Origin of the sequence: Paenibacillus humicus NBRC 102415, assembly GCF_004000905.1 — a bacterium.
Lineage (GTDB): Bacteria > Bacillota > Bacilli > Paenibacillales > Paenibacillaceae > Paenibacillus_O > Paenibacillus_O humicus.
The window spans coordinates 59,952-76,079 of the sequence record NZ_BIMD01000003.1 but is presented as its reverse complement, the minus strand read 5'-3'; the positions used below and the strand labels follow the sequence as shown (position 1 = coordinate 76,079).

Below are 16,128 nucleotides of genomic sequence, written 5' to 3'. Positions count from 1 at the left end.
GCGCTATGGCCGCGGTCAATGGGCGTATCTATCTTGTGTAAAGGATGATGCAACGAAGCAGATATTGGCGCACTATCTTTCTTCTACATTGGAGTTATCCTTGGTTGAGCGGACAATGACTCGCTTGCTCAAACGACTAGACGGTAATAATTCATCCCGATGCCATCTTCGATTCTGACCAGGGAATGCACTATACGCACCCCAAAACCCGTCTCCTCATTGCCAAAGCCGAGTTTAAACAGTCGATGTCTCGCAAGGGGAATTGCTGGGATAATGCGTCTATGGAGACATTCTTTGGTCATATGAAGGACGGGCTTGGCTACAAAGACTGTACCTCTCTTCAAGAGCTGCGTATGAGGGTCGATGAGTACATGGCCCACTATAATTGTGAACGCTACCAATGGACATAAAAAAAATGACTCCTGATGAATTCAAAAGCCATCTCCTTGCTGCTTAAAGCTATTGTACCGTTTTTCAAATCTGACCATAAAAGAGGCTACAGTTCAACGTGCGTCATGGGTGGTTTTTGATCACAATCGCATCTGCCGGATTCTCCTCCCCTCATACGAAGGACCACCTAGCAAATTTATCTGACGATTTTTTCCTTTTTTGACTGCAGCCCAACCGTGAGAGGTCAGATGCTCCACAGACTCAGCAAGTGGTTGAACTTACAGTATGTCCGAGATCGCGAAAACTGGTTTTGGGTACTACATCTGTATTCTTAATTAGATTGTAGAACATGCGAAGGAGATTACGCGGCAGGACAGGCGTTTAATTCGGTGAGAATGCTTACAGCAAAGAAAGCCACCTGACCTGAGGCGGCTCACCATTGCCGTATTAACCTATAAGACCCGTTGGTTTTGGCCAGCGGATATCGCTATTTACTTCAGGGATAGGGAGTCGAGATAATCGGCAAGTTGATCGAAAGTGCCTTCAAGACCTTGTTGAAGCATTGGAGCCATACCCTTGTAGGCTTCTAGCTCGTCTTCGGATGCGTTCACAGGGCCGCCTTTCAGTGTTAAGGCAGTTTTCCCTTCGTTATCTTCTAGCGTGATGATATTCATCACTTCAAGAGGCCAGCTCGTGCTGAAAGGCGCTCGGATCGTATTGCCTTGTTCATCGGAAAAGGATTGGATAAAGGCCACTTTTTCGGGTTCAACAACATCTTGGTAGGCAAATTTTCCCCACATGACGTGGTGTCCGTCAGGAGACGTCTGATAACCTAAAAATTCGCCACCTGATCGAGCGTCCATTTTGACGACTTCGAGGCTAAACCCCTTTGGTCCCCACCATTTCGCGAAATGTTCCGGCTCTGTCCATGCTTGAAATACGAGTTCGCGAGAAGCATCAAATACACGTGTAAATGCAATCTCAAACGATTGATCCTTATTGTTGTTCATGAGAATCCTCCTTGTATTTTGCAGGGAACCTATGCCCTGCAAGATAAATGTGAAAGTTCCGACAATCAGTCCATGCTACAGAGTGCTTGAAGCCTGAACCAGCAGATTGGCCAGGAGGGAGTAATCGGGTGTATCCTCTTTACGGATTTTTATCCATTTTCTCTCTTCCGGTCCTTCAAATCCTTTGGGAAACGTAAGGCCGGAAGCATTCATGATCATGAATGCAATGGCATCTTTCGATGGTGAAATAACCGCTGCATAATGTCCATGTTTCAGAAAGTGGGGCTTTTTGTACTGAATGCGTTCCTCGGCTTCTGGAATAACCTGATGTACCATCTGGCGCAGCTGGTTGCTGACCTCGGTTTGCCATGGTTGACTAAGGTTCTCGATAAATGCGGAAACTTCCTCGTTCATCATCTCGTTTGCAGCTCCTTTTCACACGGTGTAGCAGGAAGAGTTAAAGATCTAACGAAGATTTTCACGTTCTCTTGTATGAACTCATCGAGACTGATGCCAGAATAATTGGTTCCAGCTTCCAAATCGTTCATGAACGCGCCATATTGAGCCATCATGAATGTAAATGCTTGCATGATGGGGTTCGGACAAGCTATTTTTCCTTTTTCGCTCATTGCAATGAAGTAATCTGTCAGAAACGTCAATAGTTGGCGGGGATGCTGCAGTCGACGTTCTTTAAAGCCAGGGATATGGACCTCATCTTTTAGGGCGATCATAATCAGCTTTCGGTCTCGGTTCATGATGGCATGGTATTTTTTGCTGATGGCTAGTAGGTCGATTTCCAACTCCCACACAATCTGCTCGTCGAAGAGAACTCGCATTTCTTCGGCATACTGAAAACGCTCAAGAGCGGTTTCCAGCAAATTTTGTTTGCTTCCGAAATGTCGAAAAAGCGTCTTTTCGCTTAATTCGGCAGATGAGGCTATTTCCTGTGTCGTGACGCCGTGGTAGCCTCTCTCTGATATTAAGTCGATTGCAGCCCTTAGCAATTTCTCCGCGCTCCCCTGCTTAATTTGACGCATGATCAACTCCCTTTCTGTAGATTAAGAAGTGTCTGTCAGTGGTGACTGACATTAATGTATTTCAAATTTATCCTACCGTCAAGACGCCTGCGCCTCGCATAGCTCCCAGCACTGTGGGGAAAACGTATTTGGCGGGGTTCCAACCATTCATGGGACGACCGGAAAAAATTCTTTCATCTGGCTTTGGTTGTTCCCCCTTTAGAGAGAGAGCGGATGATAAAGGCTGCCGGCTTTCCGTCGTCCCATGATTGAACCGGATACAGGTGAGGAAAAAGCGAAAACGGGACGAAGCCGAATGATCCTCGGCTTCGTCCCGTTTTCCGGCTTCGGCATAATATCTGCCGGATTTTACAGGATAGGAGCTTTTTTGGGAAAGCCCCGGTTTTCGTTCAAACCAAGAGCTGCCTAACGGCGCGAAGCGATATCCTCGCGGACGATCACGTCGGCATGGAGCATCTTGCGTTCGCGGCAGCTCTCGGGGTTGGAGATGCGCCACAGCATCTGATCGACGGCGCGGACGCCGAGCTGCTCCGTATCGACGTGGACGGTGGCCAGAATCGGATCCTCGCTGTACGTATTGTCGAATCCCGTCACAAAACAATGCTCCGGCACGGCTACTCCCATCCCCGCAAGCGCCTCGATGGTGATCTTGGCCCAGAAATCGTTCGCGCATACAAAAACCTCGGGAAGCTTATCCGGCTGCACATGCCGGACAAACGTCTCGTGAAATTGGTTCCCGATGCTCTTGCCGGTCAGCTCGGAGATCTGTTGATGCGGGACCTGATGCTCATCCAGCGCAAACCGAAAGCCTAGCCATCTCTCATAGTAGCTGTGCGCGTCCGTGATATCGCCGACGAACTGAAAGCTCCGGAAGCCCTTGCGGAGCAAGTACAGCATGATTTCCTGCATGCCGGCCAGGTTGTCCGTAAAGATGCTGTCGCAGTGAAAGGCGGGATCCAGATGGTCGACCATGACGACAGGGATGCGGAGACGTTTGATCTCGAGCAGAATCGAGGTCGAAATGCTGCCGAGAGTGATGATGCCCCGGATCGCTTGCGGATTGAGCAGGGTGAACAGCTGGTCGACGGACGGCTCCGTCAAGGTGAGAATATGGATCCCCCGGGCATTGAGGCGGGAGGTGACTCCGTTGAACAAAGGCCCCCAATAGATGGACTCCGGATTCTGGTAACGAATGTTGGGGAATAGAATGACGACGGTTCCGCCAAAGGCGCCATCATCGATCACAGGCAGCTCTGATTTGGAGAAGGACTCCGCAGGCGCTGCTGCCGGATTGTCCTTGAAGTATCCGAGCCGTCCGGCAGCTCTCAAGATCAAGTCCCGCGTCTGCTCGCTCACGCCGGATTTGCCTGACAGCGCTCGCGATACGGCGAATTTGGACAAACCGGTGAAATCGGCAATTTCCTGAATGGTGACTTTAGTCTTCATACGATCATCCTTAAGCTCCAATTTTCCTGTTTCTCTACCTCGTTCCAGTATACAACAAGCCGCTCAGCTCTACTAATCTTCCCTGGAAGCATACCGAAAAGGATCCGTTAGTCTTGATGATAGCTGCGAAATAGATATTGCATAATATGTTATGTCATAAATAACATATTTTCAACTTTAACCTAAACTTATTTCCGGGTCTGAAAAAAGAGAATAAAGACCTATATACGGGGGGGTAATCGATGAATTCAGAAACAACCTGTCTCCTCCAAAACGACCAAAATTATTTTTGTTGACGCTTACATTGGATATGTGGTACCGTTCTTTTTGTGATTGAAATAACTTGATACCTAACAAAAATAATTAAAAACTAAAAATTGTTATGTGTCGAGAGCGCTGAACTCATTTACCATTCCCGGGAGGTCTTATCGATGACAAGCAAATGGAAAGCATTGTCCGTCCTCACCCTCAGCGGATTGCTGCTGGCAGCAGGATGCAGCTCCAACAACGGCGGAAGCCCTGAAACCTCGTCCGCTCCTACGGCATCGCCGGCAAATGAAAGCGCATCCCCTTCGCCGAGCCCTTCACCGAGCCCTGCTCCTGCTGAGGTGCCCGATCTCGGAGGCCGCATCATCAAGGTATCGGCCTGGTGGGATCTGAAGCCGGCAGGCACGACCGCCTCCGACAAGGCTCGTCTGGACAAGATCGCCGAGGTGGAGAAGAAATACAACGTCAAGTTCGAATTCGTCAACGTCCCGTTCGAGAACTACATGGATAAGTTCACGACTACCGTGCTCGCAGGAGAGCCGTTCGCGGATATCATGCAGATGGAGTACAAGTCGGCTCTTCCTGCCATCAAGAAAGGCCAGCTGCTGCCGATCTCCGAGTTCACGACTCCCGACAACAACATCAACAAGGAAGCCAATCTCATTGCCAAATATCCGGCGATCGCCGGCGGCGAGTATGCCTTCGACAATCCGACCAGCATCGGCTTGGGCCTTCACTACAACCGCGACATCTTCAAGAAGCTGTCGCTGCCGGATCCGCAGGAGCTGTACGCGAAGGGCGAATGGAGCTGGGACACTTTCCTCGACCTGGCGAAAAAAGCGACGAAGGATACGGACAATGACGGCAAGATCGACGTATTCGGCTTCTCGGGCTGGGCGAACGATGCGTTCAAGCATTTCACCGCGGCCAACGGCGGCTCCGTCGTGGACGACCGGGACGGCAAGGAAGGGCTGAGCGATCCGAAAACGATCGAAGCGGCCGAGTTCGTGAAGCGCCTCTACAACGTGGAGAACGTCGTCAAGGTCAAGACGGGCGACAAAACGAACTGGGAAGAGAGCAATACATTCAAGGACGGGGATGTCGCGCTGTTCACTGCGGCGGAATGGCAGCTTCCGGATCTCAAATTCGAGGTTGGCCTTGTGCCGATTCCGAACGGTCCACAGGGAAGCAAGGAGATCACGTATGCGAATACGGCCCAATCCGGCAAATTCATTCCGAAGGGCGTCAAGGATCCCAAGCTCGTCTACCAAATTTACGAAGAGACCTTCGACATTCCGCAGATCGAAGAGTATCCGGGCCAGGATTACCTCGAAAGCCTGTATACCGACGAAGCGGATATCAAGATGATGCGCGAGCATATCGCCGGAACCGGCAAAATCACGCTGGATGACGCGTATCCGGAATATCCGACCGGGGCGTTCGTGTCGGATATCATCAAGAACAACGCTTCCGTTGCGGCTACGGCAGAGAAGTACAAAGCCCAAGCCCAGGCTTCCATCGACAAGCTGAAGTAAAGGACCGGCAAGGGCAGCGAAGCGGTGACCCTCCTGGGAGCCGTCCGCTGCCCGCTCGTCGTCGGCTACCGAACTGCTAGGGGAGGATATGAGGCATGGCTGGATTGAGCCTACATAAGGGATGGGCCAGGGCGGGAGCCGCTCTGCTGAGCGTATCGCTGCTGCTGGCTCCGGCGGCAGGAGTCATAGGCGCTTCAGACAGCAAGGCCAAGGCTGCCGGGCCGGCGGCGAGCGGATGGGCCCGGCAGACGGCGATCAAGGCGAACAGCTACGCAGCCTACATAGAGCCGCATTCCAACGCTCCCATGCCGGAGCGTGAGATCGTCATCGAAGCGTCGTCGTATTCCTCCGCCATCGGCGGCGATTTTGCCATCAAGGACAACCTGGAAGGGATGAGCGGCGCTTCCCTGCTTACGGGAGAAAGCGGCACGGTCCAATGGACGGTCGACATTCCCGAGGAAGGCTTGTACCAGCTGGCGCTCACCTATTTTCCGACGGAAGGAAAAAGCTCGGCGATCGAAAGAGAGCTGAGGATCGACGGCAGCCTTCCTTTCTCTGAAGCGCAATACCTGCAGTTCGACCGGGTATGGGCCAACGAGAAGGATGAGGTGGAGAGGGACAATCAGGATAACGATCTCCGTCCCCGGCAGAAGGAGCAGCCGCGCTGGATGGAGCAGCCTTTCGAGGATCCGAGCGGCTACGAGCAGGAGCCTTACCGGTTCTACTTTTCCAAAGGAGTCCACAGGCTCTCGCTCACATCCGGACGCGAGCCGATGGCGATCCGCTCCCTGAAGCTGTATCAGGCGCCGAAACCGCCCTCTTACGAGGAGGCGAAGGCGGCCTACAGAGAGGGAGAGGGAGCCGGCCAGCCGGCGGATGTGCTGCTGCGAGTGGAAGGAGAGTCCGCCGCAGCCAAGTCTTCCCCTACGCTCTACCCGATGACGGAAAGATCGAGTCCCGCGGTCAAGCCTTACAGCGCCTCCAAGATCCGGGTGAACACGATCGGCGGCTACAACTGGCGGCTGCCCGGCGAATGGATCGAATGGGAAGTTGAGGTGCCGGAAACGGGACTTTACCAGATCGCCTTCAAGAGCCAGCAGAATTTCGTCAAAGGAATCTATGCGACCCGCAAGCTCACGATCGACGGGAAAGTTCCTTTTGCCGAGATGGAAACCGTGCCGTTCCGCTACAAGAGCGGGTACCGCCTGGATGTGATGGGTGGAGAGGATCCCTATCTGTTCCGGCTTGAACAAGGAAAGCATGTCATCCGGCTGCAGGCGGTGCTGGGGGATTTTGCGCCGCTGATCCAGAGCGTCGAGGACAGCCTCTACAATTTGAATGCGATGTACCGTCAGATTCTGATGATTACAGGGACGAAGCCGGACGAGTTCCGGGACTACCGGATCGAACGCCAGATTCCGAACCTGCTGGACGTATTCGGCGCGGAGAGCAAGCGCCTGAAAGGCATCGCCTCGGAGCTGCGCAAGCTGTCCGGCCAGTCGAGCGACCAGGAAGCGCTGCTGAACACGATGTCCCGCCAGCTCGACGAGATGATCGCGAGCCCGGAGACGATTCCGCGCCGTTTGAACGCCTACAAGACGAACACGGGCGGTCTCGGCACCTGGGTGCAGCAGGCCAGGGAGCAGCCGCTGGAGATCGATGCGCTGTACGTCGCTTCCCCCGGCAGGAGGATTCCGGACACGGGAAGTGGCTTCTGGCCGCAGCTGAAGCATGAAGCGGGCACCTTCATGAGCTCCTTCTTCACGGACTACAACAATATCGGCAACGTTTCCGACGGCAAGCAGAACCGCACGGTCACGGTGTGGATCGGCAGCGGACGCGACCAGGCGAATACGATGAAGGCGATGATCGACGAGAGCTTCACTCCGGACAGCGGCATCAGCGTCAATCTGAAGCTCGTGAACATGGGGACGCTTCTGCCGGCGACGCTGTCCGGAGAAGGTCCCGATGTGGCGATGCAGATCGGCAACGATCTTCCCGTCAACTTCGCCATGCGGCGCTCCGCGGTCGACCTGACCGGCTTCCCGGACTTCGAGGCTGCGGCCAAGGAGTTTCGCGACAGCGCCATCGTGCCCTATCGCTATGAGTCCGGCGTATACGCCTTGCCGGAGACGCAGACGTTCAACATGCTTTTCTACCGCAAGGACGTCCTGCAGGAGCTTGGGCTGGAGGTGCCTCAGACGTGGGACGACGTCCAGGATCTGCTGTCCATCCTGAGCAAGAACCATATGGAATTCGGGCTGCCGGTCGTCGCCCAGGCGAACATGCAGGGCGTCAATATCCCTCCGAACTCCCAATATTCCACTTTGCTGCTGCAAAACGGCGGCTCCTTCTATCGGGACGGAGGGCGGCAGTCGGATCTGGATTCGCGCGTGGGCATCGAGACCTTCAAGCAATGGACGGAATTCTATACGGACTACAAGCTTGAGCGCGAATACGACTTCGCCAACCGGTTCCGGACGGGCCAGATGCCGATCGGGATCACCGATTATACGATGTACAACCAGCTCTCCGTCTTCGCTCCGGAGATCCGGGGGCAATGGGGCTTCGTTCCGGTTCCCGGAACGCTGCAGCAGGACGGCTCCATCCGCCGGGATACGCCGGCTTCCGGAAGCGGCGTCATGATGCTGCGGGAAGCGCGCGACAAGGATGCCGCCTGGCAGTTCATGAAGTGGTGGACCAGCGCCGGCATCCAGGCCGAATTCGGCCGCGAGATGGAAGGGCTGATGGGGGCGGCCGCACGCTATCCGACGGCCAACATCGCCGCGCTGGATTCCCTTCCTTGGCCGGCACAGGATTACGCCAGCCTGAAGGAGCAGTTCGCGGAGGTCAGAGGCGTTCCCGAGGTGCCGGGAGGCTACTTTACCGGCAGGCATTTGTTCAACGCCTTCTATCAGACCGTCGTCGGCGGCGTGGAGGCCAGAGAGTCCATGATGGATTACACGGAATACATTCAGGACGAAATTCGCACCAAGCGCAAGGAATTCGGGCTGCCGTAAAGCTTGGGGGGAGGACTAACCATGCCGCAATCATCGGTTCGCAACGAACAGGCTGCCGTCGCCCAAGCTCCGGCCCGCTCCCGGCTTGGGGCTCGGCTGAGCCTGCTGTGGCAGCAGATCAAGGCCGCACGGCACAGCTATTTTCTCATGGCGCCCTATATGGCGCTGTTCTTCCTGTTCACCGTCGTGCCTGTCGTCATCTCGATTCTGCTCAGCTTCACCTATTTCAACATGCTGGAATTTCCGAAATTCATCGGGTGGCAGAACTATGCTCGTCTGTTCCTGGAGGACGACGTCTTCCTGATCGCCATCAAGAATACGATCCTGTTCGCGATTATAACGGGACCGATCAGCTATATCGCCTGCTTCGTCTTCGCCTGGATCATCAACGAGCTTCCGCCCAAGCTGAGGGCATTCATGACCCTTGTCTTCTACGCTCCGTCCATATCGGGCAACGTGTATTTCATCTGGCTGATGATCTTCTCCGGAGACCGCTACGGCCTTGCGAACGGGGTGCTGATCAAGCTCGGCGTCATTCTGGAGCCGATCCTCTGGCTCAAGACGGAAGCCTACGTCATGCCGATCATCATTCTCGTCCAGCTGTGGCTCAGCCTCGGCACCGGCTTCCTGGCCTTCATCGCGGGCCTGCAGACGGTAGACCGCACGCTGTACGAGGCCGGCGCCGTCGACGGCATCCGCAACCGCTGGCAGGAGCTCTGGTATATTACGCTGCCCTCGATGCGTCCGCAGCTGATGTTCGGCGCGGTCATCCAGCTGACAGCCTCGTTTGCGGTGGCGGACGTCTCGATCGCCCTGGCCGGCTTCCCAAGCGTCAACTATGCCGCAGAGACCGTCGTCACGCATCTGATCGACTTCGGCACGAACCGGTTCGAGATGGGATACGCTTCGGCGATCGCGACCGTGCTTTTCCTCCTGATGGTCGGCACCAATCTGCTCGTCCAAAAACTGCTGAGAAGGGTAGGGGAATGACATGGCTGCCATCCTTGCGCCGCGCAAGCGTGTCAATCGATCGCTCTCCGGCAGCGTTTCTCTCTTCCTCCTGCTGCTGCTGTTCGGAGCGTTCATGGTGCTGCCTCTCATCTATGCCGTCAACAACGCGTTCAAGCCGCTGGATGAAATCTTTACGTTTCCGCCTACGCTGTTCGTCAAAAATCCGACGTTCAGCAACTTCACCGATCTGATGAATCTGCTCGGCAACACCTGGGTGCCGTTCACCCGGTATGCGTTCAATACGATCTTCATTACCGGCCTCGGCATCGTCGGCCATGTGCTGCTCGCTTCGGCGGCAGCCTATCCGCTGGCGAAGCATGTCTTTCCGGGCAAGGGCTTCCTGTTCCAGATCGTCGTCCTGTCGCTCATGTTCACGCCAGCCGTGACGGCGATTCCGAACTATATGATCCTGTCCTGGCTCGGATGGATCGACACCTACTGGGCCGTAATCATTCCTGCTTTCGCCTATTCGCTGGGGCTCTATCTCATGAAGCAGTTCATGGAGCAGATTCCCGACGCGCTGCTGGAGGCGGCCAAGATCGACGGCGCCAGCGAGTACCGCATCTGGTGGACGATCGTCATGCCCAACGTCAAGCCGGCCTGGCTGACGCTGATCATCCTGCTCTTCCAGATGCTGTGGGGCAGCGACGGCAACGGCTATATCTACAGCGAGCAGCTCAAGACGCTGCACTACGCCGCCGGGCAGATCGTCCAGGGCGGCATTGCCCGCGCCGGAGCCGGAGCCGCCGTCGCTCTCATTCTGATGAGCGTGCCGATCACGCTGTTCGTATTCTCGCAGAGCCGCATCATCGAAACGATGGCGAGCTCGGGCATGAAGGATTAGGGGGAGAGAAGACATGGCCGTCAAAAAAAGCTTGCTTCTGCTCCTTGGCGCCGCGCTGCTGCTGGGCGGAGCGCTGCCCGCCGCCGCAGGCGCCCCGTATGAGAGCTATCTGTACAACTATTGGGGCGATGCGGTGCCAGCGCCGGATGCGTACTTGCCGGACAAGGCCGTCACGGGCTGCGATCTGGGCATCGGCAGCTTCGCCGAGCCGTCCGATGTCGCCGTCTCTCCGGCCGGAGAGGTATACATCCTTGACAGCGGCAACAAGCGCATCGTCGTGCTGGATAGGGAGTACCGGCTCAGGCGTGTGCTGGAGAGCTTCGACAACAACGGGACAAAGGACGGCTTTCAGGGGCCGTCCGGAATATACGTCGACGGGGAAGGACTCGTCTATGTCGCGGATACGGCAGGCAAGCGGATCGTCGTCCTGAACGCAGAGGGGCAATTGCAGCGGATCGTCGACAACCCGCAGTCGGATATTCTGGCCTCGGGCTTCCAGTTTCTCCCGCTCAAGGTGACGGCCGACCGCGCGGGCCGCATCTATACGGTCGCCCAAGGCGTATTCGAGGGCTTGATGCAGTTCGACGAGCAGGGCCGCTTCATCGGCTATATCGGTACGAACAAGGTCAGGCGGGATTACCGCGAGTACATCTGGCGGCTGTTCTCCACGGATGCCCAGCGGGCTCAGGGCGTGCTGTTCGTGCCGACCGAGTTCTCGAATGCGGATGCCGATTACAAGGGCTTCCTGTATGCCACCAATATCGATCCGAACTCTACGGTTCCGATCAAGCGGCTGAATCCGTCCGGCGAGGATGTGCTGAAGCGCTTCGGCTACAACGACGTAAGAGGCGACCTGATCTATCGGACCTCCGTCGGACCTTCCAAAATGATCGACATCAAATTCATCGGCGACGGCATGTACAGCGCGCTGGATGCGACCCAGAACCGGGTGTTCACCTATGACGACGAAGGCCATCTGCTGTACGTGTTCGGCGGCAAGGGGAATCAGCTCGGCACGCTGAAGACGCCGGTGGCGGTCGAGAAGCTGGGAGGCGACCGCCTCGTGCTCGACCGGGGCAGAGCGAGTCTGGTCGTCTACAAGCCGACTTTCTACGGGGCGGCGATCAACGAAGCCGCGGCGCTCCATTACCGGGGGGAGGATGCCGAGGCGCTGGGCTTGTGGCGCAAGGTGCTGCAGCTCAACTCGAACTTCGACCTCGCCTACATCGGGATCGGCAAGGCTTATCTGATGGAAAAGAACAACAAGGCGGCTCTGGACTATTTCAAGCTGGGCTCGGACAAAAAGAGCTATTCGGTGGCGTACAAGCGCTACCGAAGGGAAATGATGAAGGAGCATTTCGGCACCGTGCTTACGGCAGCCGCATCCGCCGCGGCGCTGCTGGCAGCGCTGAAGCTCGCGGCAACCTGGAGAGGAAGGAGAGGACGGGATCGTGAAGCAAACCTACATTAAATTCCCGCTGCATCTGATCTTCCATCCGTTCGACGCCTTCTGGGATCTCAAAGCCGACAACAGGGGACGGCTTGGCGTCGCTTTCTCGGCGCTGGCGCTGACGGCGCTGGCGATGGTGCTGCAGAAGCAGTACGCTGGTTTTCTGGTCAACAATTTCGATCCGAGGTATATGAACAGCCTGATGGACATCCTTGCCGTCGTCGCTCCTTTCTTCCTCTGGTGCGTCGCCAACTGGGCCGTCACGACGCTGATGGAAGGGGAGGGCAAGTTCAAGGAGATCATCCTGGCGAGCGGCTACTCGCTCGTTCCGATCTTCCTCATCTACCTGCCCATGATTGCCGCAAGCCGGTTCATGGTTCAGGAAGAGACGTCCTTTTATTACCTCTTCAACTCCATTGCCGTCGCCTGGTTCCTGCTGCTGCTGTTCATCGGAAATATGACGGTCCATCAGTACTCGGTCGTCAAAACCGTGGCGACCATGGCCCTGTCGGTCGTCGTCATGGGAATCATCGTCTTTCTCGGCGCGCTCGTACTCAGCATGCTGCAGCAACTGGCCGACTTTTTCGTCAATATGTACCGTGAGCTTATCTATCGCACGTAAAGGAGGCGGCAGCCGTGAACAAACGGCAAAAAACCTGCACGGCGCTTGCCTGCACAGGCGTTGCAGCCATCGCCCTGGCGGCGCTGCTGCTCGGCAGCCGGGGAGTCCCGGCTGCGGACTTGTCCGCTTATGCGGAGCCGTCCCGTGCAGCCGCCTCTGCGACGGCCGAGGCGGGCACGCTGGCGTATCTGGACGGGGATGCGGATACTGTGGAAGGAATGGGTCTGGTCGCCAAGGACGGCGGCATGTCCTTGTACTACAACGAGAAGACGACAGAAATCGCCGTCCGGGACGGCAGCGGCCGGCTCTGGTACAGCAACCCGCCGCAGCGCGAGCAGGACGGCCTGGCCTCCGGCTACGAGAAGGAATCGCTCGCCTCGCAGCTGAGCGTCCAGTTCCGCGATTCGGTCGGCACGAACCAGATCTATACCAACTTTGCCCGCAGCATCAGCGGCGGCCAGTTCAAGGCGGCTTCAATCGAAGGCGGCATCCGCATCGAGTATACGATCGGAGACACTTCTCTCGGCATCAACGCTCTCCCCAGGCTCATCTCCAAGAAGCGGCTGGAGGAGAAGGTCGTCTCCAGGCTGGAGCCTGCGCTCGCCAAGTACGTATCGGCGCGCTATTATGCTTCCAAGTCGAACCCGGACGTGCTGGAGCGGCTTGACGGCCAGATTTCCAAGAAGCTCGTCCTCGACAAAATGGTCGATGCCTTCGAGAAGGCGGGGTATACCGCCGACGATCTCGCGGCGGATAATGCCGAGAACGGAATCGGGGAGGCGGGGGGCAGCGACAAGCCGAGCTTCACGATTCCGGTGGAATACCGGCTCGACCGCGGCAGCCTGCTCGTCACCGTGCCGCTCGGCCAGCTGCAGGAAAGCGGACCTTTCCGGCTCCGCAGCCTCGATCTGCTGTCCTACTTCGGGGCGGCGGACGGCAAGGCGGAAGGATACATGCTCGTTCCCGACGGCTCGGGCAGCCTGATCAACCTGAACAATGGAAAAATAACCCAGGAGCAGTATGTCCAGCGGGTATACGGCTCCGACCGCAACGACAACAGCCGGACCCGCGGGCAGGTGAGCGAGGATGCCAAGCTGCCTGTTTTCGGCATGAAGAGCGGAGACGGGGGCTGGTTCGCCGTCATCGAGAAGGGCGATGCGATTGCAAGCATCGCCGCCGACATCGGCGGCAAGCAGAGCAGCTACAACCATGTGTACGGCAGCTTCGCGATTCGCGGCGAGGATGAGCTGGAGATGTACACCGGCCAGAAGATGCAGGAGATACAGCTGCTCACCGAGGAGCGGTACCGGGGAGACGTCGAGATCCGCTACAGCTTCCTCGGCGGAGCGGAAGCCAGCTATTCCGGCATGGCCCGTCTATACCGGCGGCAGCTGGAGGAGCGGGGCGCGCTGAGGCGGCTGGATGCCGACGGGCCTCTTCCATTTTTCCTGGACGTGATCGGAACGGTAGACAAGCGGGCGTCGCTGGCCGGCGTCCCTTACCGCGAGACGGTGGCGCTCACGACCTTCAAGCAAGCCGGCAAGATCGGCAGCTTGCTGCGGGACAACGGCGTCCAGGCCGTGCAGATGCGCTACCTCGGCTGGTTCGGCGGCGGCATCAGCCATCATTCGCCTTCTTCGGTCAAGATCGACTCCGAGGCGGGCAGCGCTGCCGGGTTGAAGTCGCTGGCGGCACAGCTCGATGACGGCGGAGGCATGCTGTTCCCTGATGTCGCTTTCCAGACGATTTACAACAATGACCGGGGCTTCACCCCGACCTCCGATGCGGCCAGATTCGTCACCAAGGAGCAGGCGAAGCTGAATCCGTACAATCCGGCGCTGAGCCGCATGGACAGCATGAAGCCGGCCTATTACCTGCTGTCCCCGGCCAAGCTTCCTTATTATGTCGGCGAGTTCAGCTCCGATTACGGCAAGCTAGGGCTCGGATCGCTGTCGCTGCGCGATCTTGGCGGCGAGCTGGCAGCAGACTACAGGGACAGCCGGCCCGTGTTCCGCGAGACGGCCAAAGCCATCGCCAAGGAGCAGCTCGGCAAGCTGAAAATGGCCTATCCGCAGCTGCTGATCCAGTCTCCGAATGCATACGCGCTTCCATTCAGCAGCCGGCTGATCGGCATTCCGTCCGGCTCCAGCGGCTTTACGCTGACGGATGAAGCCATCCCCTTCTATCAAATGGTGCTTCACGGCTACGCCGATTACGCGGGCGAGCCGATGAACCGCTCCGGCGACTCCGATCTGCGGCTGCAGCTCCTGAAAAGCCTCGAGCTCGGAGCGGCTCCGCGCTTCGAATGGAGCTGGCTGCCCTCCTCGGAGCTCAAGTCGACCGACTTCGAGCAGCTTTACTCTACCGGATACGAGGCTTGGCTGGCTGATGCGGCGGAACTGTACAGGGAGGCGGACAAAGTTCTAGGTCCTCTCCGAGGAGTGAGAATGAGCAGTCATGAAATCATCCAGGAAGGGCTCGTTCTGGTCAGCTATGAGAACGGGGCTTGGGTTGCCGTCAATTACACGAAGCAATCCGCCGAGGTGAACGGCGTGTCGATAGAGCCGGAAAGCTACGCGACGGGAGGGACGGCGACATGAAGACGGTCGGAATGTCTTTCCGCACGCGCCGGACGCTGCTTGGTCTTGCCTTCATCTCGCCTTGGCTGATCGGCTTCCTGCTTCTGTTCGCGGCGCCGTTGATCCAGTCCTTGCGCTTCAGCTTCAGCAAGCTGAGCATCGCGCCGGGCGGCTATGGACTTGAACCGGTCGGCTGGGCGAACTTCAAGGAGTCGCTGTTCGTCCACGCGAGCTTCAACCGGGTGCTGGTGGATTCCATCGCCCAGATGGCTCTCAACGTGCCGATGATCCTGTTCTTCAGCCTGTTCACGGCGACGCTGCTGAACCAGAAGTTCCGCGGACGGGCTCTTGCCCGGTCGGTCTTCTTCTTGCCTGTCATCCTGGCATCAAGCGCGGTAGCCGCGGCGGAGTCCGCCGGACTCATCAACCTGATGGGAGACGCGAACGCCATCGAGGCCTCGAGCGGAGCGGGGGTATCCTACAATATTTTGTCCATGGTGCGCATGCTTTCGGATGTCGGCATTCCGGCCGCATTCACGGATTATATCGTGGAAGCGATTTTGCGGATCTATGATATCATCAGCAGCTCCGGCGTGCAGATTCTGATCTTCCTCGCCGCGCTGCAGTCGGTGCCGGGCTCCATGTATGAGGTAGCCAGGATCGAAGGAGCCACCGCCTACGAGTCCTTCTGGAAGATTACGTTCCCGATGGTCAACCCGCTGATTCTGACGAACGTGATCTATACGATCATTGATTCCTTTGCCGGCAGCCCCGTGACCAAAATCATCTACGAGACTGCATTCAAGACGCAGAACTTCGGCCTCAGCTCGGCGATGGCCTGGCTGTACACGCTCGTCGTGGGCATCCTGCTGATCGTCATCGGCTGGGTGCTGTCGCGCCGCATTCACTACAATTAA

The 16,128-nt window shown here is 57.0% G+C and carries 13 protein-coding genes; 9 read left to right on the top strand and 4 right to left on the bottom strand.

Going from position 1 to position 16,128, the window contains the following annotated elements; translation table 11 throughout:
* The first annotated feature begins 185 nt into the window (after window positions 1-185).
* Window positions 186-410 carry an integrase core domain-containing protein gene (locus PHU01S_RS26960; RefSeq protein WP_307721773.1) on the top strand — a complete coding sequence of 75 codons (225 nt, stop codon included), beginning with the start codon at window positions 186-188 and terminating at the stop codon, window positions 408-410.
* Between the two features lie 471 nt (window positions 411-881).
* Here PHU01S_RS26960 and PHU01S_RS03265 read toward each other — a convergent pair whose 3' ends face one another.
* The 4 genes from PHU01S_RS03265 to PHU01S_RS03250 all read right to left on the bottom strand — a co-directional run bounded on the left by PHU01S_RS03265 (window position 882) and on the right by PHU01S_RS03250 (window position 3,883).
* A complete protein-coding gene (locus PHU01S_RS03265; protein ID WP_127506086.1) occupies window positions 882-1,400 on the bottom strand; it encodes an SRPBCC family protein in 519 nt (172 codons plus the stop codon).
* Between the two features lie 75 nt (window positions 1,401-1,475).
* A complete protein-coding gene (locus tag PHU01S_RS03260; protein WP_127506296.1) occupies window positions 1,476-1,814 on the bottom strand; it encodes a DUF1801 domain-containing protein in 339 nt (112 codons plus the stop codon).
* Entirely contained in the window at window positions 1,814-2,437 is a 624-nt protein-coding gene (locus PHU01S_RS03255; protein WP_048745442.1) for a TetR/AcrR family transcriptional regulator, read from the bottom strand. Before PHU01S_RS03255 ends, PHU01S_RS03260 begins: the two co-directional genes overlap by 1 nt.
* A 405-nt stretch (window positions 2,438-2,842) precedes the next feature.
* The gene (locus PHU01S_RS03250) at window positions 2,843-3,883 is read right to left on the bottom strand and encodes a LacI family DNA-binding transcriptional regulator (RefSeq protein ID WP_048745443.1); all 1,041 of its coding nucleotides are present in this window, start codon (window positions 3,881-3,883) and stop codon (window positions 2,843-2,845) included.
* A 431-nt stretch (window positions 3,884-4,314) separates the two neighbouring features.
* On the opposite strand from PHU01S_RS03250, the gene PHU01S_RS03245 reads away from it, so the two are divergent.
* The 8 genes from PHU01S_RS03245 to PHU01S_RS03210 all read left to right on the top strand — a co-directional run bounded on the left by PHU01S_RS03245 (window position 4,315) and on the right by PHU01S_RS03210 (window position 16,128).
* The gene (locus tag PHU01S_RS03245; RefSeq protein ID WP_049867033.1) at window positions 4,315-5,685 is read left to right on the top strand and encodes an ABC transporter substrate-binding protein; all 1,371 of its coding nucleotides are present in this window, start codon (window positions 4,315-4,317) and stop codon (window positions 5,683-5,685) included.
* A gap of 95 nt (window positions 5,686-5,780) precedes the next feature.
* Window positions 5,781-8,705 carry an extracellular solute-binding protein gene (locus PHU01S_RS03240; RefSeq protein ID WP_127506083.1) on the top strand — a complete coding sequence of 975 codons (2,925 nt, stop codon included), beginning with the start codon at window positions 5,781-5,783 and terminating at the stop codon, window positions 8,703-8,705.
* Window positions 8,706-8,726: 21 nt separating this feature from the next.
* Window positions 8,727-9,695, top strand: a complete 969-nt coding sequence (locus tag PHU01S_RS03235; protein ID WP_127506081.1) for a carbohydrate ABC transporter permease — start codon at window positions 8,727-8,729, stop codon at window positions 9,693-9,695.
* A 1-nt stretch (window position 9,696) separates the two neighbouring features.
* The gene (locus PHU01S_RS03230; protein WP_021880281.1) at window positions 9,697-10,560 is read left to right on the top strand and encodes a carbohydrate ABC transporter permease; all 864 of its coding nucleotides are present in this window, start codon (window positions 9,697-9,699) and stop codon (window positions 10,558-10,560) included.
* Between the two features lie 13 nt (window positions 10,561-10,573).
* Window positions 10,574-12,031, top strand: coding sequence for an NHL repeat-containing protein (locus tag PHU01S_RS03225; RefSeq protein ID WP_049867036.1), 1,458 nt, complete (start codon window positions 10,574-10,576; stop codon window positions 12,029-12,031).
* Window positions 12,012-12,632, top strand: a complete 621-nt coding sequence (locus PHU01S_RS03220) for a Yip1 family protein (protein ID WP_048745451.1) — start codon at window positions 12,012-12,014, stop codon at window positions 12,630-12,632. The genes PHU01S_RS03225 and PHU01S_RS03220 overlap by 20 nt, the downstream gene beginning before the upstream one ends.
* Window positions 12,633-12,646: 14 nt before the next feature.
* Window positions 12,647-15,232, top strand: a complete 2,586-nt coding sequence (locus tag PHU01S_RS03215; RefSeq protein WP_049867037.1) for a DUF5696 domain-containing protein — start codon at window positions 12,647-12,649, stop codon at window positions 15,230-15,232.
* Window positions 15,229-16,128 (top strand): carbohydrate ABC transporter permease, encoded by a 900-nt coding sequence (locus tag PHU01S_RS03210; RefSeq protein ID WP_049867038.1) that lies wholly within the window; start codon window positions 15,229-15,231, stop codon window positions 16,126-16,128. Before PHU01S_RS03215 ends, PHU01S_RS03210 begins: the two co-directional genes overlap by 4 nt.